The 25493-nt window shown below is 39.7% G+C and carries 20 protein-coding genes, 1 tRNA gene, 1 pseudogene and 1 riboswitch; all 22 genes and pseudogenes read right to left on the reverse strand.

Translation table 11 applies throughout. The features are described 5' to 3' along the window. Positions 1-8: 8 nt before the first annotated feature. The 22 genes and pseudogenes from IEU65_RS05005 to alr all read right to left on the reverse strand — a co-directional run bounded on the left by IEU65_RS05005 (position 9) and on the right by alr (position 25192). Positions 9-974, reverse strand: a complete 966-nt coding sequence (locus tag IEU65_RS05005; protein WP_139967610.1) for an ABC transporter permease — start codon at positions 972-974, stop codon at positions 9-11. A 2-nt stretch (positions 975-976) separates the two neighbouring features. Next, positions 977-1966, reverse strand: a complete 990-nt coding sequence (locus tag IEU65_RS05010; RefSeq protein WP_010295910.1) for an ATP-binding cassette domain-containing protein — start codon at positions 1964-1966, stop codon at positions 977-979. Then, complete coding sequence (locus tag IEU65_RS05015) at positions 1963-2976, reverse strand: ABC transporter ATP-binding protein (protein ID WP_010295912.1); 1014 nt, start codon at positions 2974-2976, stop codon at positions 1963-1965. The genes IEU65_RS05010 and IEU65_RS05015 overlap by 4 nt, the downstream gene beginning before the upstream one ends. Before the next feature lie 220 nt (positions 2977-3196). Beyond that, a complete protein-coding gene (locus tag IEU65_RS05020; RefSeq protein WP_010295915.1) occupies positions 3197-4414 on the reverse strand; it encodes a phosphoglycerate kinase in 1218 nt (405 codons plus the stop codon). Positions 4415-4507: 93 nt separating this feature from the next. Next, entirely contained in the window at positions 4508-5353 is an 846-nt protein-coding gene (locus IEU65_RS05025) for a glycosyl transferase (protein WP_010295918.1), read from the reverse strand. Next, on the reverse strand, positions 5350-6798 hold the full coding sequence (locus IEU65_RS05030; RefSeq protein ID WP_168441509.1) for a glycosyltransferase: 1449 nt from the start codon (positions 6796-6798) through the stop codon (positions 5350-5352). Before IEU65_RS05030 ends, IEU65_RS05025 begins: the two co-directional genes overlap by 4 nt. Positions 6799-6877: 79 nt before the next feature. Then, a tRNA-Gln gene (locus tag IEU65_RS05035) sits at positions 6878-6949 on the reverse strand. Between the two features lie 253 nt (positions 6950-7202). Further along, positions 7203-9095, reverse strand: coding sequence for a M13-type metalloendopeptidase (locus IEU65_RS05040; protein ID WP_010295921.1), 1893 nt, complete (start codon positions 9093-9095; stop codon positions 7203-7205). Between the two features lie 101 nt (positions 9096-9196). Further along, a complete protein-coding gene (locus tag IEU65_RS05045; RefSeq protein WP_010295924.1) occupies positions 9197-10132 on the reverse strand; it encodes an ABC transporter ATP-binding protein in 936 nt (311 codons plus the stop codon). 2 nt (positions 10133-10134) lie between these two features. Then, the gene (locus IEU65_RS05050; protein WP_010295928.1) at positions 10135-11184 is read right to left on the reverse strand and encodes an ABC transporter ATP-binding protein; all 1050 of its coding nucleotides are present in this window, start codon (positions 11182-11184) and stop codon (positions 10135-10137) included. A 15-nt stretch (positions 11185-11199) separates the two neighbouring features. Continuing rightward, entirely contained in the window at positions 11200-12225 is a 1026-nt protein-coding gene (locus IEU65_RS05055; protein ID WP_010295931.1) for an ABC transporter permease, read from the reverse strand. Between the two features lie 11 nt (positions 12226-12236). Beyond that, positions 12237-13154 (reverse strand): annotated as a pseudogene (locus IEU65_RS05060) (ABC transporter permease). Between the two features lie 84 nt (positions 13155-13238). Beyond that, entirely contained in the window at positions 13239-14870 is a 1632-nt protein-coding gene (locus IEU65_RS05065) for a peptide ABC transporter substrate-binding protein (RefSeq protein ID WP_010295934.1), read from the reverse strand. Between the two features lie 204 nt (positions 14871-15074). Next, on the reverse strand, positions 15075-15734 hold the full coding sequence (locus tag IEU65_RS05070; RefSeq protein ID WP_010295938.1) for an amino acid ABC transporter permease: 660 nt from the start codon (positions 15732-15734) through the stop codon (positions 15075-15077). A 10-nt stretch (positions 15735-15744) separates the two neighbouring features. After that, on the reverse strand, positions 15745-16386 hold the full coding sequence (locus IEU65_RS05075) for an amino acid ABC transporter permease (protein WP_010295941.1): 642 nt from the start codon (positions 16384-16386) through the stop codon (positions 15745-15747). Further along, on the reverse strand, positions 16386-17252 hold the full coding sequence (locus tag IEU65_RS05080) for a transporter substrate-binding domain-containing protein (RefSeq protein WP_010295944.1): 867 nt from the start codon (positions 17250-17252) through the stop codon (positions 16386-16388). The genes IEU65_RS05075 and IEU65_RS05080 overlap by 1 nt, the downstream gene beginning before the upstream one ends. A gap of 79 nt (positions 17253-17331) precedes the next feature. After that, complete coding sequence (locus IEU65_RS05085) at positions 17332-18069, reverse strand: amino acid ABC transporter ATP-binding protein (RefSeq protein ID WP_031941379.1); 738 nt, start codon at positions 18067-18069, stop codon at positions 17332-17334. Positions 18070-18241: 172 nt separating this feature from the next. Next, entirely contained in the window at positions 18242-20041 is a 1800-nt protein-coding gene (locus IEU65_RS05090; RefSeq protein ID WP_010295950.1) for an ABC transporter ATP-binding protein, read from the reverse strand. After that, positions 20034-21809 (reverse strand): ABC transporter ATP-binding protein, encoded by a 1776-nt coding sequence (locus IEU65_RS05095; RefSeq protein ID WP_010295953.1) that lies wholly within the window; start codon positions 21807-21809, stop codon positions 20034-20036. The genes IEU65_RS05090 and IEU65_RS05095 overlap by 8 nt, the downstream gene beginning before the upstream one ends. Before the next feature lie 72 nt (positions 21810-21881). Then, the gene (locus IEU65_RS05100) at positions 21882-22802 is read right to left on the reverse strand and encodes a YdcF family protein (protein ID WP_010295956.1); all 921 of its coding nucleotides are present in this window, start codon (positions 22800-22802) and stop codon (positions 21882-21884) included. A gap of 170 nt (positions 22803-22972) precedes the next feature. After that, the gene (locus IEU65_RS05105; RefSeq protein ID WP_010295958.1) at positions 22973-24070 is read right to left on the reverse strand and encodes an aspartate-semialdehyde dehydrogenase; all 1098 of its coding nucleotides are present in this window, start codon (positions 24068-24070) and stop codon (positions 22973-22975) included. Between the two features lie 9 nt (positions 24071-24079). After that, positions 24080-25192: an alanine racemase gene (gene alr / locus IEU65_RS05110; RefSeq protein ID WP_010295960.1), complete on the reverse strand. Its 1113-nt coding sequence runs from the start codon at positions 25190-25192 to the stop codon at positions 24080-24082. A 109-nt stretch (positions 25193-25301) separates the two neighbouring features. Continuing rightward, positions 25302-25469, reverse strand: a riboswitch (Lysine riboswitch). Positions 25470-25493: the final 24 nt, after the last annotated feature.

Genomic DNA, 25493 nt, shown 5'->3' on the forward strand with positions numbered 1-25493 from the left:
TTCACTCCTTATTTCACTCGAATACGTGGATCAACCCAAGCTGAAATAACATCAGATAGTAAGCCACCCAACAATGCTAAGAATCCTTGCAATAACATAACTGCTGTGATGACTGTATAATCACGACTAGTCAGAGCTTGGACGAATAATGCACCAATACCGGGATAACCAAAGATTGTTTCAGCAAACATTGCACCACCCAGCACACCAGTAATTGAGTAACCAATTCCCGATGCAATCGGCAGAAAGGCATTTCGTAAGATGTGTTTTCTAAAGACATCCTTAATTGTGACACCTTTAGCACGTGCAGTTCTAACATAATCTTGTGCTTGTTGATCTAATAAGTTTGATCTCAAATATTGAAAAATACTGTTCGTACTGAACAAGGCAATCGTGAACGCAGGTAAAAACGCATAACGCAAATTACTGAAAAAACTCGTCGTAAAACTCTGAGAGTCATCTATTCCCGTACCTGAAGCTGGAAAAATTGGAATCAAGTAAACAAACAAAATCATCATCAAAAAATAAAAAACAAAGGATGGTACTGCTGAGGTGATTGTATTCCACACCATCAAAATGCGGTCAATTGTTTTGTTTTCGTGTCGTGCTGATAATAAAGCTTCAGAGATTGCAAAAACATAAGTTAATATCGCTGCAATAATTCCCATTGAAATGGTTGGCCAAAGACGCGAAGCAATAATTCGCGTCACAGTCCAGCCTTTGTTAACGGCGTATGATGTGCCTAAATCACCGTGAAAAACACGATCAATCCAGTGAATATATTGTTGATATAGTGGTTGGTCCAAGCCAGCCGCATGTCGCATGCGCGCAATGGTAGCTGGATCGGAGTTAGGATTTAAATTTCCATAGAATGGATCACCAGGCATTAACTGTGCCAACATAAAAATCAGTATTGAAACCAAAAATAACTGAGGAATCATAATCAAAACACGCCGTAAAATCGTTCGCCACATAATTAAGCCTCTCCTTTCTTAAGTGCCGCAGAATGGGTTGGCGTAATTTGCTTTAAATCGTACGCACGTGCCCGTAAGCCATCCTGCTCATAATATGCAGCTTGATTTTCAGCAAATTCAGCTTCAACCCGCTTGCGATAAGCGCGGTTAGCATCACGTTTGCTAACATCTAGACTTGGAATTGCGGATAGTAATCGCTTAGTATAAATATGACGCGGATCATCGAAAATATCTGCCGTCGTACCTAACTCGACAAAACGCCCATTATGCATAATCGCAATGTTATCCGTCATGTACTTCACAACACCTAAATCATGGGAAATAAATAAGAAACTAATGCCGAAGTCACGTTGTATTTTTTTCATGAAATTCAAAACTTGCGCTTGAACTGATAAATCTAACGCTGAAACTGGCTCATCTGCCACAATTAATCGTGGATTGGTTGCTAAGGCGCGGGCCACACCAATACGTTGCCGCTGACCACCCGAAAACTGGAACGGATATTGCGTCACAGTTCGTGCTGGCAAACCCACAATTTCTAATAATTCTAATACACGTTTATCAATATCATCTTGATCAAATGAACGTTTATCTCCGGCTCCCGCACCAATTGCGTTAGGTACACCAAAGCTCTTCAAAGGTTCAGCGATGATTTCTCCGATGGAACGACGTGGGTTTAGACTAGATTGACTATCTTGAAACACCATTTGGACATCTTTGTTATAATTTAATTTCTTTTTCTGCTTGATTGTTGTAGCTTCCTCGCCATCAAACAAAATTGTCCCGCTAGTGGGATCTTCTAATCCCACCAATGATTTGCCAATCGTCGTTTTGCCTGAGCCTGACTCACCTACTAACCCGTATGTTTGTCCTGCTTTAATGGAAAATGACACATCATCAACAGCCTTAATGTTATCCGTTACACGATTAAAGAAACCAGAACGTACCGGATAATAGACTTTCAAATTTTCAATTCTAATTAAGTCGCTCATACCTGATTTTCTCCCTCAGTAACGTCATTAAATTCAAAATTTTGCCACGCTGTACCACGAACATAGTGATGATCCCCAACTTGTTGTAGCTCATCTTTTACGTTGGCATTTACTACTGATTCATCTAACCAAGGCACACGCTGCAAAAACAAATCTTTATTGTGATCCATATCTTTTAGAGCTGGCACTGTACCTGGAATAGCATATAGCGTTTCACCTGGTTTAACATCTGAAGGATCAGCTCGCAATAACGAACGTGTGTACGGATGTTTCGGATGATTAAATAATTCCTCAACACCAGCTTTTTCAACAATCTGACCCGCATACATAACCGCAACAGTATCAGCCATTTCAGCCACAACACCTAAATCATGGGTAATGAGTAAAATACCGGCATTCTTTTTTTGTTGGATTTCCTTAATCAAATCCAAAATTTGTGCTTGAATCGTAACGTCCAAAGCGGTTGTCGGTTCATCAGCAATGATCAAATCTGGCTCGTTAGCCAATGCAATTGCAATCATCACACGCTGACGCATACCACCAGAAAGCGCATGCGGATATTGCTGTGCGACACGTTTAGCGTCGACAATACCAACGTCATCAAGTAATCCTAACACGCGATTTGACACTTGTTGCGTGTGTTTATCATGAACAGTCATGGCTTCCGCAATTTGATCGCCGATTTTCATAAGAGGATTTAAACTTGATAGTGGATCTTGAAAAATCATGCCGACCGAAACACCACGATACTGATCGAATTGTCGTTCGGTTAAACCGATTAATTCATTGCCATTAAGTTTAATGGACCCAGTGACTTTTGTCTGGTCAGGGTTATGAAGTCCCATGACACTCATTGCAAACGTTGATTTGCCTGAACCGGATTCACCCACAAGGGCAAGAACTTCACCATGATTGATTGATAAATTAACTTTATGCAATGCTTTTTGATATTCACCGGCAATCTTAAATTCTACCGAAACATCTTGAGCATCTAACAATTTTTCTGCCATGTTACTCTTCCTTAATTTTAACCTGGGTAATATTATATCATGTATATCTAATCTTTGTACATGGTTTAGAAATCAAATTAACATATTTCTCATATAAACGACATTATAATATAGAAAAATAGCTATTTCATAAATGGTAAAGAAATTACTAAAAATGTGACAAAAAAAACACAGGCTCCTAGTAGAGCGCTGTGCCTTTAATCAGGTTTAACTGATAAATTTATTTTTCAGAAATTGAAGCAATACCTGGTAATTCCTTACCTTCAAGGTATTCAAGTGATGCACCACCACCTGTTGAAATATGTGTCAATTTGTCAGCAACACCCAATTGTTGTACTGCGGCAGTTGAGTCACCACCACCAACAATTGTTGTACCACCATTTTCAGTCACCTTAACCAATTCTTCACCAATTGCCAATGTACCCTTGGCGAAGTTAGGCATTTCGAACACACCCATTGGGCCGTTCCAAACAACTGTCTTAGCGTCTGACAAAGTATCTTGCAACAGCTTAACTGACTTAGGACCAATATCCAGTCCCATGTAGCCATCAGGAATACCAGCTGTGGCATCAACAACTTCTGTCTTGGCATCATTTGAAAATGCGTCAGCAGCAATTGAATCAACCGGCAAAACCAACTTGTCACCAGCTTCAGCCATTAATTCCTTAGCCAATTCAACCTTGTCGGCTTCAAATAATGAGTTACCGATTTTTTCACCCTTAGCAGCGTCAAAAGTATAAGCCATACCACCACCAACAATAACCTTGTCGGCTTTAGACAATAGTGACTTCACAATCTCAATCTTATCAGAAACTTTTGCACCACCAATAATAGCAACAAATGGACGAACTGGGTTAGCCACAGCGTCACCCAAGAACTTAATTTCCTTTTCCATCAAGAAACCAGCGGCTGCTTGTGAAACATTTGAAGCGATACCGACGTTTGAAGCGTGGGCACGATGTGCTGTTCCAAAGGCGTCGTTGATGAACAAATCATCACCCAATGATGCCCAATACTTGCCCAACTCTGGGTTGTTCTTTGATTCGTTTTTGACTTCAACGCCGTCAACAACATCCTCAAAACGTGTGTTTTCAACCATCAAAACTTCGCCATCTTGCAAAGCATTAATTGCTGATTCTAATTCTGCACCACGTGTAAATGGTACGAACTTAACGTCCTTGCCTAATAATTCGCCCAATCGCGCAGCAACTGGTGCCAATGACAATTCTTTTTTATCATCTTCAGACTTAATACGTCCCAAGTGTGAAAACAAAATTGCACGACCGTTGTTTTCCAACACGTACTTGATTGTTGGCAATGCTGCCACAATACGGTTATCGTTTCCGATAACGCCTGCTTTGATAGGCACGTTGAAATCAACGCGCATCAATACTTTCTTACCTGAAAGTTCCAAATCTGAAACAGTCAATTTAGCCATGATAGCCTCCAATTTTTTATTGTTACAAACTCTATTATAAAACAAAACGCTTTAATTGTCTTGCTTGGTGTGTGAAAAAATGCACGATAATAACTACTTATGGCGTTCAGTCCTAATGACATGAACCTTTTGCCCCGGTAACCCAGACATTTTCAATGTTATTGCGTCTTGTGGCTTAACCCAGACTGATCCAATCGGATGATGTTTATTCTTTAAAATAGCAGACACTTCTTTCAAAACATGCCCATTCTTATCTGTCACATCATTAAATAATGTCAGTTTGGTTTTTTGTGGTGCAAAGTCAATTGAACGTCCAAGCTGTGTCACATTATACTGATTATCGACATGTTGGTTACCAACATCTGCAATATAATCACTCTGTCGCCGGAACTTTTGTCCAAAAGCCACCACTAAGTTGCAGTGCCCATCAGCATAAAAATCTTGAACAACCACCTTATTATTACCAAGATAAAAGTCAGATTGCAACAATTCACCATCACTAAAATACTGTTTAGCAAATAGTCGCCCGTCACGTCGATAAATATCTTTATAGTCAATTTTGCCGTCGTCATCATACCATGTCACAGCTTGTACTAGTCGTTTAGATTGACTAAACCATCTCACCTTTGCCAGCTCACGCCCAAAACTCATGATACTTTTAGTACCATCTTGATTGACGACAATTTGACTTTCATTTGGCACAATCAAGTCTGACCACCAAATACCTTTTGTGTCATCAATTGTTGAAAAATATTGTTGTCCATACATGTCAAACACCTTATCAGGTGACAATCCCATCTTTTTGATGAGGTAAACAGCATCTTCATGGGGTGTGGCAACCCATAATTCATCACTACGCCCGAGCTTAACTTGTTCGATTTGCCAAGCAATACCATCCAATTGCGTGATCGATAAAGAATTGATGATTTCAATTTTCATGATAGCCCCTCAACAACACGCGCCCACTGATCCGCTATTTTTTTAATTTGAAAGTTTTCAGCAGTCAATGTAGCGCCCTCCGATAACGTATCATAATCTGTGAAAATAAGTTGCATCGCTGCTGACAAATGAGCAATATTGGTAGCTTCATTTTTGTTATGACGATCAAATTCTGCTAAATGACCATTTTTACCATCTTTAATCAATGATTGTGCACCGTACAAATTAGCATAGGAGGCAACTGGTAGTGCTGCTCCCAATGCTTCAATATATGTCAGACCGAAACCTTCTGAATAAGACGCGGAAACATAAGCATCATAATTCAGCAGCTCGCGTGTAATCGACTGACAAAATCCCTTTAAAGTGATTTTGTCATTCAAATGGTAGTCGTTAATGAGCTGTTTTAATTTATCTTCTTCATTTCCCGTACCATATATTGACAAAGTGGCAGCAAAGCCCTTTTGATTAAGTTGCGCAATCGACTCAACAATGTGCGCTATCTTTTTTTCTGGATGCAGTCGTGAAACCGTGACGAATTTTGCAACATTACCAGCCCATTTTTTTGGCGCCGCAATTTGATTAACACCACCGACTGGAATCGCTATTATTTTATGAGGATCGACTGGTAAACCGCTATCACGCAATTGTGACAATATATCTTTTTGTTGTAAGGTTGTCGCCACAATCACTCTGTCAACATCATCTAAGTGATCAAACATATATTGATAATAGTTATTCCATACCGGTCGATTATTTTGATAAGAAACCAAGTGAGCTGCATGCACAATGTCAACAATTTTCAACTGATAACCTCGATTTTTCAAGGTAATAAGCACTTCCTCATTGTCAGTACCACGATCAATGAAGTAACAATTATGAGTAAATTCACGTTGCAATTCTAGTAAAAAAAACATGAGTAACTCTTCAAACGTCGCAAACAAATAATCACGGTCATGAAATCCCGAAACATGAATGTTAGTCATGATTTTACCAAGCGATTCAGAATGACGATAATGCCAAGCCACACGATGTTGTCCATTTTCTAAAATGACGCGGTCATCCCCAACTAAATAAACATTTTTTTTGCTATCAAACCGTTTACTTTTCAGTATCGTCGCCTGATATTGACCCGTCGTTTGTTGATGCACTACTCTTTGCGTGTCCACAAAATCTACTAAAGTTTGCTGTCGGTACACATTTGTGTGCGCTAATCCGTTTTGCAAATATTCTGAAGGATTATCGCTCAATAAATAGTCATACAAACCAATAACTTCATTTTCCTTTAAGCGCCACTCTTTCATGTGTTCATGCAATTGTGGTAGGTAATCAGTGTAAATCAACTTGAACACCATGTTTTTTTCACGAAAACATTGGGCGCGATAAAATTGCGCATGTTCCACACCGCTATTACTATGCCCAATCCGTTTGTTCACAAAAAAATTCATCATTGATACCTCTTACTAGGCTATTCTTATCATGATAATTATATACAAAAAAAGGAACTTTCCCAAGTTCCTCTAGCAATTGCCCCTGCTGGATTCGAACCAGCGCATGTCGGTACCAAAAACCGATGCCTTACCGCTTGGCGAAGGGGCAATAGTTAATTTATTTTGCCGTTAACTATTAAATCGGCAATGGGAGCGGTAGGATTCGAACCTACGAACCCGAAGGTACACTCCCATATCTCAAACAACTATATTATAATACCAGAAAATGAGAGTGATAGCAAGCAATTTTGACATAAAAGACAAAATAAACGACGATTCGCTATATTGCACCCATTAACTAACCAAAACATATAATTGTTTGAGAACAAATCAGATGACTAATGTGTCATTTAGACCAGTCATCACCAGATTTGAACGCGTTTATCTGGCGCCAACCACATGCCATCAGTTTCTTTAACATCAAATGTCGTGAAAAAGTCGTCAAAATTTTTTACTTGTACGTTAACACGCGCCTTAGCAGGACCGTGTGGATCCACTGCCGCTAACAATTGCATGTACTCAGGACGTGCTTTCATACGCCAAATAGCAGCCCAATTGGTAAAGAATGCCTCCGATGAAAAATCCTCATCTCGTTTGGCAGCGGCCAAAGCAGCAGCTAATCCACCCAAATCAGCCACGTTTTCTGACACTGTCAACTTACCATTCACTTTAGCGCCATACGAATCTAAGCCATCAAATTGATCAACAACTTGCTGTGTACGTTCTTTGAAGGCAGCATAATCCGCATCAGTCCACCAATTATTCAAACTACCAAATTCATCAAATGACGCGCCATTGGTATCAAAAGCGTGAGAAATTTCATGAGCAATCACTGCACCAATCCCACCATAATTGGCTGATGAAGATTGATGTAAGCTATAAAAAGGTGCTTGTAAAATAGCTGCCGGAAAGAAAATTTGATTTTGTTGCGGATCATAGTAAGCATTGACCAAGTGTGCTGGCATTTGCCATTCATTTTCATCAACTGGTTGATGCCATTGTTGCCAAGTATGGGTAATCTCAATTTGCCTAAATTTAGCTGCAGATTCAAACAATGTCGCCCCTTCATCAACTGTCTTTTGTGACAAACGATCTGGCAGTTTATCAGGATAACCAATGTGAGGCACAATCGCGTTAAGTTTGATAATTGCTTTATCCCGTGTCGCCTGCGTCAACCAAGTAACGTTCTGCAAACGATTTTTATAGACATCAATCATCGTCGCTACCTTTGCTTCAACGTCTGCCTTTGCCTCTGGAGAAAATTTCTCATGTGCATAATACATACCAATCGCTTGGCTAAATGGTCCTGCTGCCAAGTAAAAAGCTGCTTTCTCGGTGCTTTTAGCTTCAGGCAAGCCTTGCAAAGCTCTCGCATAAGCGCCACCCAAGACACGCAAATCATCACTCAACAAATCAGTATATTCATTAGCAACATTTATAAGCAGATAGTCTTTCAATAATGGCCATGCATCCTCAGAATAAAATTGATCTGCAGAAGCCCAAAAACGCTCTGCAGGTACAATGATTTTATCCGGCATCTGTCCAATCAAAGCTTTGATAATATCATTTAGTGGCAAATCCGACGCTTGTTGAACAAAATTATCCCATTGATAAGGGTGATACAATTTGGCATATTCGTTTTGTTCCTCTCGGCTCAATGAAACACTTGCAATTCGGGCGTCCAAAGCAATGTAATTGTCAATCATTGTTTCCGCTTCATCACTTGAAAAACCAAACTGAGGCAATAATGTCATTTGCTGTTCACGAAATTTCGCGAGTAATACTTTAGCTTGCTCATTGTCGGGAGTGTAATATGTCGTGTCTGGCAGCAGTAATGGCAGACTACCAGCCCACAAAACATTTAGTTTGGCATTCTTGAAATCTGGGTCAATCCAAAAAGGCAATGCGTTTGGCAATCCCCTTTGCTCAAGTTCAGCAATATGGGATGCAAAATCAGCAAACGATTGATAACCTTTATATTGTTCCAGCAAAGGCAATACTGGCGCGACACCAATTTTATCCCGTGTTTGTGTATCGGACGTCAAACGATGATAAGCAATAAACTGCTGCAATATATCATCATCTGGTACGTTCTCACCGTTTTGCCATTCGTTAGTCGTTGACAACAACCACTTTTCAATCCCTACTGCTAAATCATTAAAACCCCCAGTTGAGGGCTTATCAGCTGGTATTTCAGCTGTTTTTGCCCACTCACCGTTAATTGCATCATAAAAATCATCTTGTAATTTTGTCATGTCAATTCTCATTTCTTTATCTTAATTAACTAATAAATATTATACACTTTTCGTTTTTGTTTACAAAAAAAGCCAACCAATAATGGTCGGCTAACAGGTGTTCATTTTTGTTGTTGCTTATATAGTTCTGCTTCTTCAGGCGTAGCCAATACAAAATGTCCTGGATTAACTTCAATCATGCTACGCTCTTTACCATCAGTTTCAATGGTTGTATCATAATCAATGTGCTGCCTCAAACTTTCAGCTTCAGGATCTGGTACTGGAATAGCAGATAATAGACTCTTTGTATAAGGATGTAATGGATGATTATAAACGGCATCTGAAGTACCAATTTCTAATAACTTACCCCAATGCATCACACCAATACGGTCTGAAATATATTTCACCATCGACAAATCATGGGCAATAAACAGATATGTTAATGAATGCCTTTTCTGCAATTCTTTCATTAAGTTAACAACTTGTGCTTGAATTGACACATCCAAAGCGGAAATAGGTTCATCTGCAATGATAAACTTTGGATCAACTGCCAACGCACGTGCAATCCCAATTCGTTGTCTCTGACCACCAGAAAATTCATGTGGATATCTCGTGGCGTGATCTTTGTTTAGACCAACCAAATCCAACAAATCCTGAACTTTAGCATTTCGTTCACTCTTTGACTTGGCCAGATGGTTGATATCGATGCCTTCAGCAATAATATCACGCACCTTCATTCGACCGTTCAAGCTAGCCTGTGGATCCTGAAAGATCATTTGTGCGTCTTTGCGGAAATTAGATAACTGTTTGCCCTTAAGTTTAGTGACGTCTTCACCATCAAAGGTAATCGTACCATCATTTGGTTCATATAACTTTAAGATAGTACGACCAATCGTCGTTTTACCAGAACCAGACTCACCTACTAAGCCAAACACTTCACCTTCATAGATGTCAAAACTGACATGGTCAATAGCCCGTACTTCATTGGCCTTTCCCTTGTTGAAGTACAATTGCAAATCATTCAGCTCAACCAATTTTTTTGGTGTTTCTTCAGTCATGATTAAGCCTCCTGTCCTTGTATTTCTTCCCATCGTGCCCAACGTTTCAAAATCTGTTCGGGTGGGGTCACTTTAGGTGCTCGCTCATCAAGTAGCCAAGTGGCTGCATAATGTGTATCACTAATTTTAAAGAAAGGTGGCTCTTCTTTACTATCAATGGCAAGTGCATACGAATTTCGCGGGGCAAAAGCATCACCTAGCGGTGGCTCCAACAAATCTGGTGGTGTCCCCGGAATAGCCTGCAATGACCCTTCAGCCGTATCCGTGGTTGGCATTGAATTTAACAGTCCCCATGTATAGGGATGCTGTGGATTAAAGAAAATTTCATCAACTGTACCATACTCAACGATTTTACCAGCGTACATGACAGCTACTCGATCAGCCATACCAGCAACAACACCCAAATCATGTGTGATAAAGATAATTGAAGAGTTTGACTGCTTTTGTAACTGCTTCATCAAATTCAAAATTTGTGCCTGAATCGTAACATCCAAAGCAGTAGTTGGCTCATCAGCTATCAAAATTTCAGGATCCGCAGCCAGCGCAATTGCAATAACAGCACGCTGCCTCATACCACCAGACCATTGATGAGGGTAATCGTTAATATGCTCTTCAGCGTTAGGAATACCAACGCCCTTCATCAACTCCAAAGCGCGAGCCAAAGCATCTTTTTCGCTCAACTCTTGATGTTTAATTAATGGTTCAGCAATTTGCTGCCCAATCTTCATTGTTGGGTCTAAACTAGTCATTGGATCTTGGAAGATCATCGCAATTTCATTACCACGAACATGTTGCCATTCTTCTTCGGACAATTCCAACAAATTTTTGTCTTTGAACAAAAGACGACTATTCTCAGGTATCACAGCATTTTTAGCATTCAGACCCATCAATGTCTTTGTTGTGACTGACTTTCCTGAGCCAGACTCACCAACAATTGCCAACGTTTCGCCTTGATTTAAATCAAATGACACGTCTCTAATGGCTTGCACCGTACCAGCATAGGTATTGAAATTGACGTGCAAATTTTCAACTCTTAATATAGGATTACTCATAAGTACTTGCACCTCTTAATCTTCACTAGCACGTGGGTCAAAGGCATCTCGTAACCCATCACCCAGCAAGATAAACGCCAACGAAATCAACACCAACACACCAGAAGGAATCAAAACCTGGTAAGGGTAGAATTGCAACATACTTTGAGCATCAGAAATCAATGAACCAAGTGAAGCCGTTGGTGGCTTAACACCCAAGTTAATGGCAGACAAGACCGCTTCAAACATGATTGCGCTTGGCACTGTCATCATGATTTGAACAATGATTGTACCAGCCATATTAGGAATCAAATGCTTAATCGCAATCTTAGTTGAACTTTCACCAAGAGATTTGGCAGCCAAGACGTAGTCACGCTCTTTCAATGAAAGTGTCATGTTACGTACTTGTCGTGCCATACTTAACCAACCCGTAATGGCAATCGCAATAATGATTGATGTGACACCGTTTCCCAGTAACAAACCAAACATAGTCACAACAATCAAATTAGGTACAGAGGAAAGAATTTCAATGATACGCTGCATGACAACGTCAACCCAGCCACCTTTCCAACCGGAGAATACACCGTAAGTAACACCAATTAACAAATCAATAAAAGTTGCTGAAATAGCGACTAACAATGAGATACGAAGTCCCACAATAACACGTTTTCCTAATGAACGACCAAGATTATCAGTTCCCAAAATGAAATTTTCTTTAACGTTATTGTTTTTATAGGGATCAGTAGTATCTGTGGCACCAGGCTCTTTCAACTTACCATTCCACCCTGGAATTGGTAACCCTGAGTTTGGTGGTAAGTTTTTATATTTACCAACGTTATCAGAATCAAAAGCGTTAGCTTTGTTTTGTGTTACGAAAAAATTTGATACTAATGCAAAGCCGAGAATAAACACCAAAAACCAAAGTGAAATCACAGCTAGTTTATTTAATTTTAATCGACGCCAAGCATCTTGCCAAAATGACAAGGCAGGCTTAGAAATATGTTCGTTGGCTTCGGAGTTTTGTGCGCCAACGATGACAAAGTCTTCTGTATTTGCAGCCATCATGAGCCTCCTTATTGCAACCGAACACGTGGATCAACAATTGCCGTCAAAATATCCGTAATCAAGATCATAACCATCAGCATCAATGCATATACGATAGTAGTTCCCATGATGACTGGAAAATCTTTAGTGGGAATTGAGGAAACGAATTGTTGCCCGATACCTGGAATTGAGAAAATATTTTCAATCAATGTGGAACCGGTTAACAAACCAGCCGCCATTGGTCCAATCAATGTTAGAACAGGAATCATAGAGTTACGGTAGGCGTGTTTATTAACAACCTCTTTCTCACTCAGACCTTTAGCTCGAGCCAACTGCACATAATCAGAACTCAATGATTCAATCATTTCAGATCGAACAAATCGTGTCACAACAGCTGCTGGTGAAACAGCCAGTGCCAATGTTGGCAATACTGATTGTGAAAACGAGTCTCACCAGCCTGATACTGGGAATAATGGCCACTTGAAACCAAACAAGTACAAGAAGATAATACCTAATATGAAACTAGGCACTGAAATACCAAGTGTCGAAACAACACCCAATAGGCCATCAATTTTGTTGTTTTTATTACGCGCTGATGCGGCACCCATGAGCAAACCAGCAATAACGCCCACAACCAAGGCTTGTGCGCCAAGTTGTGCAGAAATTGGTAGACGCTGACCAATCAGCATACTAACACTTTGGTTTTGATATTGGAATGATGTTCCAAAATCACCACGAAAGGCGTTTACCAAGTAATGAAGATATTGTTGCCAAAGCGGCAAATCCAATCCATATGCTTTGTTCAATTGGGCAATCATTTGTGGCGTTAGCTTAGGGTTATTGAACGGTGTTCCTGGCATAATTTGCATCAGGAAAAAAGTTGCAGTAATCACTAAGAATAACGTGAAAATCAAAAGCGCCAATCGCTTTAAAATGTATTTCACCATAGTCTTGACTTCCTAATAAATAAGAATTGACATATGTCAATTCTCATTTTTAATTAAATGTAGTTTAATTCTATCATAAATCACTTACTTACGGTAGGCGTATTTGAAATCAATGTTCAATCCAGTCGTGTTAATGATAATGCCCTTAACACTTGGACGAGCCAATGAATATCCTGCACGGAAGTACAATGGGTTGAAGTTAGCATCCTTATACAATGCGGCTTCAGCAGTCTTATAGTCTGAGTCACGTGCTGAATCATTCAAAGCATCTGTTGTCTCTGCCTTTTTAACAGCTGCAGTATAAGCATCATTCTTGAATTGACCATCATTGTATGAAGCGCCATCCTTAAACAAATCATAGAATGTTGAGCCTTCTGGATAGTCACCACCCCAAAGCGTTACGACAGCCTCAAAGTTTTGTGTCTGTGAATCTGACAAACGTTGCTTGAATGGTACAAACTTTTCTTCAACCTTCAAACCTGGCAAAGCTTTTTGTAGTGATCCTTGTAAGTAGTCCAAAGTTGTCTTTGCAACTGGGCTGTCAGCATCAGAAGTGATTGTCAAAGTCATCTTTGTTTCACCAACTTCTTTCAAACCTTCAGCGAACAACTTAGCAGCTGCCTTAGCATCGTACTTGTAGCCAGGTGCTACGTACTTAGCTAAATCTTCACCTGATGCAGTCTTAGCCAAACCTTGTGGTGCCAAGCCAGTAGCTGGTGTTGAAATACCAGATGTTACTTGATCAACCAATTCTTTACGGTTAGTTGCAAGGTTCAAAGCCTGACGAATCTTTGTGTTAGCTAAGAACTTGTTCTTACCGGTTTGGTTATATTCGATATAAGCTGTGGTTGCTTCAGGAACCTTCACCTTATCCTTATTGCTCTTGTTGGCAGCATATAGTTCAGGTGTTGAGATTGAAGCGCGGTCTAGCTTGCCTTGCTTATACAATTGAACGGCCGTTTCTGGCTTTTTAACGACAGAGTAGTCGATTTCTTTTGTCTTAACACTCTTGGCATCCCAATAGTTATCATTTTTTACTAACTTAAAGCTGTTGTTAGTACCATTCCATCCTTCAAACTTATAAGGACCTGAATATAGTTGCTTTGCAGAAGTAGTACCATACTTCTTACCTTGCTTTTCAACAAAGCTTTGCTTTTGTGGCATGAAATTAGCAAATGTCAACAAATAGTTAAATTGTGGCATTGGACGTTCAAGTTGGAATGTAATAACATTACCTTTTGCTGAAACACCCAAAGTGCTAACTTTAGCTTTACCAGCAGTAATGGCATCAGCATTCTTCACACCCGAAGCAAGGTAAGCATATTGTGAAGCTGTCTTTGGATCAACAATACGTTGCCATGAATAAACGAAGTCTTTTGCTGTCAAAGATGAACCATCAGACCACTTCAAGCCACTTCGTAAAGTTGCTGTATAAGTCAAACCATCTTTTGAAACCTTAACTGACTTAGCCAATTCAGGAACAGCCTTACCCTTGGCATTCACACGCAACAAGTTAGCGCCCGTGTTACCGATGACTGTTCCAGAATAAGTATCCGTATTCTTTGAGATATCCAATGTTTGGATTTCTGTTGGGAAAGAAAACTTAAGTGCATTTGATGATCCATTTGAACCACCCCAGAGGCCAGCGGCGCGTGTTCCGCCACCTACCACAACGACAACGGCGGCGCCGATTGCCCATTTTTTCCATGTATCCATGTTAATATATCCTCCCGATATACTTTTTTGCTAACAATGGTATTAGTTTACCATGTGTATTTCTCATTTGCAATTCATTTTGTTATCTTTTAAGATTTTACTGCGATTTAACGTACAATATAACATTTATAGTAGAAATACACTGACAAACCGATCCTTATTTGGTCTGATTACCTCAATTAGCGTCAATTCTCTCTCATCAATTTAAGCTAACTTACTATCAAACCATCTTGCGATTAAGGACAAGCCGTAATTTAGTAAGAAATAAATTAGGGTAATCACAATCAACACAGGAATGATATACGTTGAATTCTGTGCATAGATAATTTGACCACGATAAGTCATTTCTGACAAGACAATTCCCATTGCCAAACTGGTATCTTTAACCAATGAAATCAACTGTGAAATAATTGGCGGAATCATTTTCTTATAAGCTTGTGGCAATACAATATAAAACATTGTTTGCAAATTGGAAAGACCATTTGCGCGTGCGCCTTCAAATTGCCCTTTATCAATCGACTCAAGTCCGCCACGAACAATTTCAGCCAACATTGAAGACTCAAACGTGCTCATAGCAACCACTGTTGCCCAGAATATCGGCAAGTGAATGCCTAATTTTGGTAAGGCAAAATAAACAAAGAAAATAATCAATAGCAAGGGTAAGTTACGGATAATATTATTAATTGTCCCAACGAACTTTGAAAAATATGGTAATCTCTCAAATTGAATAATACCGATCACCGAACCTGCAATGAAGCTTAAAATAACTGAAATAACTGAGACACCCACTGTAATGCCTAAACCACCCAACAAATATTGGACGTTCTGTGGTGTAAAGGCGTCAAAAATTCCTAATGTAACCATAATGTCCTCCTTAAGCCGCGTGCTTTAGTTTACGTTCAAGATGCTGCATGTAGTAACTCAACGGCAATGTAATCACTAGATAGAAAAGCGCCACAATAATATATGTGCCAAACGTGTCAAAAGTGTTAGCCGCAACCATATTGCCTTGATACATTAAATCAAGACCACCGACAAAAGCCAAAATAGATGAGTTTTTTACTAAATTAATGAATTGATTACCCAGCGATGGCAAGGCTATTTTAAACGCCTGTGGCAAGACAATGTGTTGCATCGCCTGCCAGAAAGATAAACCATTAGCACGAGCACCTTCCATTTGTCCACTGTTCACTGATAAAATACCCGCGCGGACGGTTTCTGCAATAAAGGCTGATGTGTATAGTGATAGGGCAATTGTTCCAGCAGTGAACCCATTCATTGGTATCACTTTTGCAACAACTAAGAAGAAAAAGAAAGTGATAATCAACAAGGGAATATTACGAAAAACCTGAACGTAAATGTTACCAACTTTTTGTACCCATTTTTGGGGTAAAATTTGCAAAATGGCAAAGAAAGTACCCAGAATCATTGAGACAACTAGCGCAATAACGCTTGATAATAACGTATAACCGAATCCTTGCAAAAATGTCGAAAAATTATTCTGTAATAAATCCATTATTTCGCCTCCAATTCATGCCAATCGAGACCAGGCACATTACTGAACCATTTTTTAATCAATTTATTGTATACACCATTTTTCTTCAATGTAGCCAAGGCTTTATTGGTCTCTCGAATCATTGGTCCTTGATCATTATCAAAAGCAATACCATAAGGTCCGTGTGTAAATGTGCCACCAACAATTTGATAATCAGGGTTTTCAGTTGCAAAACCATATAAGATTGCATTGTCGGTCGACATTGCTTGACCTTGTCCGGCCTTTAATGCTTGCATGCCAGTTGCATAGTCTTGAACGGCCAACAATTTCGCTTTAGGTGCGAACTTTTTAGTTTCTTCCGCAGCTGTTGTACCTACGACCACAATAATCGTGTACTTTGAGTCATTCATATCCTTAATTGACTTGATGCCCGAATCCTTTTTAACTAGAATTGATTGTCCGGCATCAAAATACTGTTTTGTAAAGTCAATAATTTTTTCACGTTCTGGCGTGATAGTCATTGTTGAAACAGTACCATCAATATTGGTATTTTTTAAAAGTTGAATTTTTGACGATGATGAAACGGGTACAAATTCAGCAGACATCGGTACACCAGTTTGCTTGGATAACTGTACCGTCAGTGCTTTGGCGATATCAACATCAAATCCTTTAGAAACACCAGTTTTTGTATCCATCAAACCAAATAATTTTGTATCTGCTTTAACACCCCACACAATCCGGCCTAGTTTTTCAACACGCGCCAAAGTGTCTTGATGTTCTTGATTTTTCTTAGCGGTAGCTGTTGCCCACATTAGACCGAGGACAATAACGGCAGCTAAGACGATTGTGGCAATAATGCCGAATTGTCTTTTTTTAGCTTTTTCCATAATAATGTCGCATTAAAAATTTTACCGATTATTGTTGGCATCAATAAAGTTTTTAACACTTTTCCTCCCAATCTAAATTTTAGTGATGCTCAACCTGGCTCAAGAATTGTTGCGCTCGTGGTTCAGTTGGATTATTAAAGAATGCTTCTGTTGAGCTATCTTCAAGGATTTGACCGTCAGCCATAAAGATAACACGGTCAGCAACTGCTTTAGCAAAACTCATTTCGTGCGTCACAACTAGCATGGTCATTGACGAATCTTTAGCAATGTCACGCATAACATCCAAAACATCCCCAATCATTTCTGGGTCCAACGCTGAGGTAGGTTCATCAAATAAAAGCGCCTTTGGTTGCATAGCCAGTGAGCGAGCAATCGCAACACGTTGCTTTTGACCACCAGAAAGTTCGGAAGGCATATTAGCAGCCTTGTCTGCCAAGCCAACTTTTTCTAACAATGCCATTGCCATTTTTTTGTTTTCAGCTTCGTCTCTTTTTAAAACAAGACGTGGTGCTAACATGATGTTTTCAATTGTTGACTTGTTATCATACAAATTAAAGTGCTGGAACACCATGCCAACATTCTTACGAATACGGTTGATGTCAGTTTTAGGATCATGAAGATCAAAGCCGTTGACAAGTAACTGACCTTCTTGAATTTCTTCCAATCCATTAACGGTACGAATTAAAGTTGATTTTCCTGACCCAGATGGTCCAATCAAAACAACTGTTTCGCCCTCATCAATTTCCAAATTAATGTTCTTAAGCGCATGAAAATTCCCGTAATATTTCTCAACATTCTTAAATTCAATCATTGACATGACCTAATTCTCCTTTTCACTCGTTGTGATTGCCTTAAGCACTCACGATATCAAAAAAAACTGGACGAACGTAGAGTTCTAGTCCAGTCTGTTCTAGTTCCATTTTACGCACATTTTGTCAATTTAGTCAAAGTTATGTCAGGTTTTATAACAAATATATTAATTTCAACTTTTATTCAACAATAGCATCATTGGCGCCTTGCAAACGATACAAGTCATAATACCGTCCTCTCTGTGCTAACAACGACTCGTGCGTACCACGTTCAACGACACGTCCTTCATCCAAAACAAGGATTAAATTAGCATCTTTAATGGTAGATAGTCGATGGGCAATAGCAATAGTTGTCCTATTTTCGCGCATTTTTTTCAGTGACTTTTGAATCAAGGTTTCAGTCTCAGTGTCGACATTTGCCGTTGCTTCATCCAAAATTAAAATTTTTGGGTCTTGCACAATAGTTCGTGCAAAGCTAATTAATTGTTTTTCCCCGGCAGAAAAACCAGAACCGCCTTCTTGAACTTTGGCTCTATATTGATTATCTAATTTTTCAATGAAAGTATTGGCACCTACAAATTCGGCAGCTTCCCTCACACGCGCGTCAGAAATACTGTCATCATACATTCGGATATTAGAAGCTACATCACCAAAAAACATAAACGGTTCTTGCAAAACTAATCCCATTTTTTGACGTAAGTTTTTCATGCTAACATCTCGAATATCCTGCCCGTCAATCAAGATTTCGCCACTTTGAAACTCATAAAAACGCATCAATGTATTAATCGTTGAGCTTTTCCCAGATCCTGTATGTCCCACCAAGGCGATCGTTTCCCCTGGATTAGCTGTAAATGTCAGGTCCTTTAGAATTTGATGCTGACCATCATAACTAAAATTGACGTGCTTAAATTCTATCTTGCCATCGGTAATATCACCTTGCGCATTTGTATTTTGAGCAGGGGAATATGTTTCATCTGCTAAAATGCCCAAAATTCTGTAGCCAGACACTAATCCTTCTTGAAATGGACTGAACAAACTCATAATATTTTCTAATGGTCCAAAAATGTTATTTAAATAGGTAGTAAATGCATAAATTACACCAGCGGCTACCACTGTATGCATTGACAATTCACCGAAATACCAAAGGATTAGCACTGTTGCACCACCTAATAACATGTCAATCATAGGCTCGAGTAATAATGCATCTGCCTTAACCATTTTAAATCTAGCATTAAAGTATTCACCGTTAATTCTTGAAAACTCTTTTTTAAAGCGGTCTTCTTGGTAAAACTCTTGAATCACATCAATACCAGTAATACTTTCAGCAATTTTTGCATTCAGTGCCGACAACCTTTCTCGCATGTGCCGAAAAAGGCTCGATGAAAATCGCTGATAAGCAATGATACTAGCAACAATGAATGGCACAACGACTAACATAAGTAGTGTTGCCTTCACATCAACTGTCCACATACCGATATAGGCACCAATCATACTCATGACAGCAAATGTTAATTCCATAAAAAATCGCCAAAAGTCAGCAAGCGACGCTGTATCATTGTTCACACGCGTCACTAATGATCCCGCAGGTACTTGATCAAAAAATCGCATCCCTAGCGTGTGCAATTTTTTAAAGACACGAACTCGAATATCCTCTAAAGCATATTCACCCGCCACCGAAAAATAATAGGCATTCAAAGCATCCGTGATTGCCTGTAAAATTCGAATGACAGCCACCAATACAGCAAAACTAATTGTTATCTGTAAAGGGACACTCGTCGTTTGATGCAAATAGTTTGTCATATAATAAGAAATCACACGTGGTGCGGCGGCCTGCAATAATGCAAAAGCGGCCCCAATTGACAAAGCCCAAATGAACATCGCTCGAAATGGCTTAGCCATCTTGATTAACGTCCAAATAACATGAAGTTGTTCTTTTACGGGAATACTTTTAGCCCAAACTGATTCATTTTTTTCAGGCATTATTTTCCTCCTTTGCTGACAACTGTTCATCTAATTGTGTCGCTAATTGCTGTTGCGCATACATATGCGCGTACCAACCGTTTAACGCTAACAATTCAGCATGCGTACCGCGTTCCTTGATTTGACCATCGTCAAAAACAATAATTTCATCAGCATTCATGACCGAACTAATACGATGAGCAGCAATAATAGTCGTTTTATCTTGTCGTTCTGCTTTTAACGCACCCAAAATTTGTTTCTCCGTGCGTGCATCAACAGCTGATAAGGCGTCATCTAGTATCAAAATTTCTGGATCAACAATTAAAGCGCGCGCAATAGCCAAGCGTTGCTTTTGCCCACCAGATAAGCTAACACCATGTTCCCCTACCTCTGTTTCATAGCCCGCTGGAAAACCTAAAACATCGTCGTGAAAGGCAGCTTTTTTTGCAGCTGCCTCAACTTCTTCCCTTGTTTTAGTCAAATCTGCAAAACGAATATTATCCAATACTGTCGTTGAAAACAAAAAGTTTTCTTGTGCCACATAGCCAATTGCTTTCAGATAAGCTTTTAACTTATATTGTTTGATATCAAAACCACCCACAGTGATATTTCCTTGATAATCGTCAAACTGACGCAGCAGCAATTTGATTAGTGTGGTTTTTCCGGCACCGACACGGCCAACTAGCCCTAGCGTTTCGCCAGCTTTGACTGTCAAATGAACATCAGATAAAGCAGTTGTTGTCTCGTCATCAGGGTACTTAAATTCATCAATGTTTATGGTAACATCCCCATGAGCTAAAGTTTCACGACCTGATTCATCTTCAATAATAGCCGATTTTTCTGCCAGAATTTCCTGAACTCGCATGTATGATGCGTTGCCACGTTCCAACACATTGAATAACTGTCCCAAACCAAACATTGGCCAGACTAACAAACCCAAATAAGTAGAAAAAGAAACCAGTTGGCCAATCGTGATTGTCTGATTTGTGACCAAAGAACCACCATACGTTACCATAACCACATAACTAATTGTCATCACAAGCGTTGCCATGGGCCCAAACATTGAATCAATTCTAGCCACCTTTTTATTGATTGCAATTGTGTTTTGGACTTCACTTGTAAAAGATGCGACGTCTTGTTGTTCTTGCCCTAAAGTTTTAATCGCTTTGATTCCAGCAATTGATTCTTGTGATTTATTAGAAAGCCGTGAAAAAGCTTCTTGCGAGGCAGTAAAAGCACGTCTAATCTTTGGTGACAAATAGCGGACACCCCAAGCCAGCAAAGGTAATGGCAAAACACCGATCAGTGTCAAGCGCCAATCGACAACAAAGGCCATTGAAATGACTGTGAATATAATAATAACGATCGAATCAACTAGCATTAACACACCACCAGAAGCAACTCTTTGAATTGCCGAAAGATCGTTAGTTGCATGTGCCATCAAATCACCGGTACGACGACGTTGGTAGAATGTCGTATCCATTTGCATATAATGATCAAATAATTGTTGCCTTAATGTGCGCTCCAACAAAGCTGACCCTTGAAATATATGTGTGATCCATGCATAACGAAAGCCATACATCAAAATAGAAAATAGTAGAATGCCACCACCATAAATCAATAAATTTTGACTGGTGACTTCTCGCGCTACTAAAATATCGGTAAACCGCCCAATAAGCGCCGGCGATACCATTTGTGAAATTTCCGTCAGCAACAAAAAAGACAACCCTAAGATGTAGAGCCGCTTATTGGCCTTGAAAAACCACATTAACTTACTAAAAATACTCATTTTCTCTCCAAACTAAGCAAAATTAAAGTTATCTAATAACATATCATACTTTTATAACAGTTGTATATATTTTTATCTAAAAACTATTATAACTACTGCCATTGCTACAAAGAATAAAAGACTACCCCAAACAATCTGTGCTTTCTTTTTAATATTCATCACACCAGAAAACTCGCGCAAAAAAGCAATAATTCGATATGGGAAAGGGCTCTTACCACCACGCCCACTAGCAGTTACCTTTTGTTGTTGTGCTAATGTTGCACCCCGCAAAATGTGATAATCACTACTATAAAAGGTAAATGGCGTGTGTAACATTTCTGATGAATTTCTGATGTTTTCAAACGTATTGCGTGATTGATCTTCTAGCCTTGTCTTTTCAATCGGGACATGAAGCTCTTTCACAGCATAATCTCGCATGGCTTGAGCCTCTGATATCAGCTCATCTTCCCCCTGACCACCTGAAAAAACAATCATCGGATAGGGCGTCATTTGTTTAGCATCTTTAACAGCTGCTTTAATACGTTGACTAACAATGCGACCAACAAAATAGCCATCAACCAATCCACCGCCCAATACCACCAATGGACCTACTTCGGGACGCTTGACAACCAATCCGTAAATCATACTCGTAATGAAAAAACGTAAAAATTGCCATAACACAAATAAAGCCAACCATGAAATGACACCGCGTAATTGCCAGATATCTGATGGCAGCCATTGTGGTAAATAAATAGAGACATTAAGCACAACATAAAAAATAATCATGCCAGACAAAATGATGTTAGTCACTGTATGCCCGGACTCATGCCACTTTTTATAACTATAAAACAGTAACACTAATAAAAGACTCAATCCCAAAAAGTCCCCAATCACGCCAACTATCAGTGCAACACGATAAACGACATTATTATCAGTTCTAAAAAGTGTATACATGAAATACCCAAAAACGGCGAGCATAAAAAGCACGTATGCGCCAACTTGTAAAGAAGCCACATTCGTCCTGATTTGGTAATTCAGCAATATAGCTAAGCTGAAAAATACGATGATTATAATGATTTCATTGATTATCATGCCTCAATTGTAACACGCCACCCACACCGATATTGCATGATCTTAATCTTTAAAAAATGAATGATAATAAAAAAGCGCTTACTGGCACTTTTTTATTTTGTCACTGGAAACTTCTCGGACGCACCTTCCGGCACCTTAACTAAGTTGAGTGCTACAAGACGCTCTGCAATTTGAACCGTATTCCATGCCGCACCTTTTAGTAGATTGTCTGACACAACCCACATGTGGAAACTATCATCATTTTCCAAATCAGGACGTACACGACCAACAAATGTCTCGCGTTTACCAGCTGCATTAACTGGTTGTGGATATAATTGTTCTGCTGGATTATCCTCTAGCACAACGCCAGCAGCTGAACGCAAAGCTGCTTGAATGCTAGCAGTTGTTGCTCCAGCGCCGTCATTAGTTTCAAAATAAACCGTTTCCCCATGTCCAATAGGTACAGGAACGCGCACAGCTGTACCAGTTACTTTGACAGCTTTTGAATTTTTGTCACCAAACATGATTTTCTTAGTTTCATGAATCATCTTCCATTCTTCATGTGTATAGCCATCATCTTCAAAAACGTCGATTTGTGGTAATAAATTATATGCCAATGGATAATGATGTTGCGCCCCTTTGACAGGTAAAATGTTAGCGTGTACTGGTTCACCAGCATTATAAGCAGTTGTTTCGGCCACCAATTCATTCCAAGCAGACTGACCAGCACCTGACGCCGCTTGATATGTTGATACTATGACCCGCTTCAAGCCAAATTGTTGTTTAATAGGTGCTAATGCGACCACCATTTGAATGGTCGAGCAATTAGGATTTGCGATAATGCCATTATGCGATGATAATGCGCTTTCATTAACTTCAGGAACAATGAGAGGCACATCATCATTCATGCGCCAATAACTCGAGTTGTCAACAACCACTGCCCCGCGTTTAACCGCTTCTGGCGCATATTGGGCTGAAACTGAGCCACCACCACTTGCCAAAACCAAATCAACACCATCAAAGCTGTCTGGCGCGGTCGCTTCAACAGTAATTTTTTCACCTTTAAATTCTAATTGTTTACCTGCTGAACGTGGTGAAGCCAATAATTTCAACGAATTCACTGGTATTGTAGACTGCTCCAGTTGTTCAATAAGTCTCGTCCCCACAGCACCCGTGGCACCTAAAATAGCGACATTATATGATTTTGTCATGATTTTCTCCTAATCTACTAAAATACGATGTATCCGTTCATGGAAACCTGTGGTGATTTCCCACGGTGCTAATTTGGCATATTGCGCCACATCTTCTACCGTGTTTTCTAAATCACCGTCCACGCCGATAAATGTTACTGTTGTGCCAAGTGGATATTCATGTGGCAAACGAATCATCAGTTGATCCATGGCAATTTGTCCTACAATTGGTACATATTGTCCGTCAACAATCACATTAAAACCAGTTAATGAACGCAACCACCCATCCCCATAACCAATTGGAACTGTCCCAATCCACTCGTCTTCGGAAGTGGTATAAATATGAGAGTAACTAATGCCTTCTCCAGCTGGTAATTTTTTAACAAAATTCATCTGACTACGTAACGATAATACAGGCATCAAATCATGACCATCAGCTAACTCACCACGCGATGGTTCAATACCATAAATCACAGTGCCAACTCGAATAACTTCATGTGGTACTTCATTTGGATGATACAGCGCTGCACCAGAATTCGCTACATGATAATACTCAGGCTTTGGTAAACCGTCAGTCAAAGCATGCCAACGTTTGAGCTGCTTCTCAAAATAGCGTGTGTCAGATGAATCGGATTCAGCAAAATGGGTGCATAAACCGACATATTCGAATTTATCTGCATGTGCCTGTACAAAAGCAATTGCTTCAGCAACTTCTGCACGTTCTCGAAAACCAATGCGCCCCATTCCCGTATCTAGCCCCAAAGTTACTGGTAAACGCTGTTCACCACTCAAGTGTTGTTCTGCTATTTTCAGCCAATCTATCGAGACAACTGTCGCCATAATATGTTGCACAGCCATTAATTCGGCGTACTCTGCTGGTGAAATGCCTAGAATCAAAATAGGAACTGTCAACCGTTGATGTCGTAGTGCTAGCGCTTCATCAATGATAGCAACAGCAAGGCCGTACACACCACCGGCCACTGCAGCTTCAGCCATTGTATGCAAACCGTGACCATAACCGTTTGATTTTACAGCTAGAAAAACTTTATCAGCACCAGAAGTGGCTTTCACCACTTCAATGTTATTTTTAACTGCCGCCAAAGAAATTGTCATCTCAGTTGGTCTTGTAATTGCTTCTACCATCAGTCCCTTTAAGCACGTCCATTAAATCAATGTCGCACATTTGCCTTTCTATATAGAAAAAATCCACAGCACACAAACTAGTAGCCATGGATTCCAATTATATTGCAATCAACCACATAGCACCCCGCTTGCGCGACAGTTCGCCAGTTATTGACTAACGACCCAGCTAACTAACCTTACAGTACTAGTGCTTCGGCTATTTCCCCTTTGACTTGCTTCCTCGTATCTGTAAATACTCCACAAGCTACTGATGTCAATAGCAACCTCTATGATTTTTAAATTGTTATTATTGTATTCTAAT

Origin of the sequence: Leuconostoc pseudomesenteroides KCTC 3652, assembly GCF_014634745.1 — a bacterium.
Lineage (GTDB): Bacteria > Bacillota > Bacilli > Lactobacillales > Lactobacillaceae > Leuconostoc > Leuconostoc pseudomesenteroides.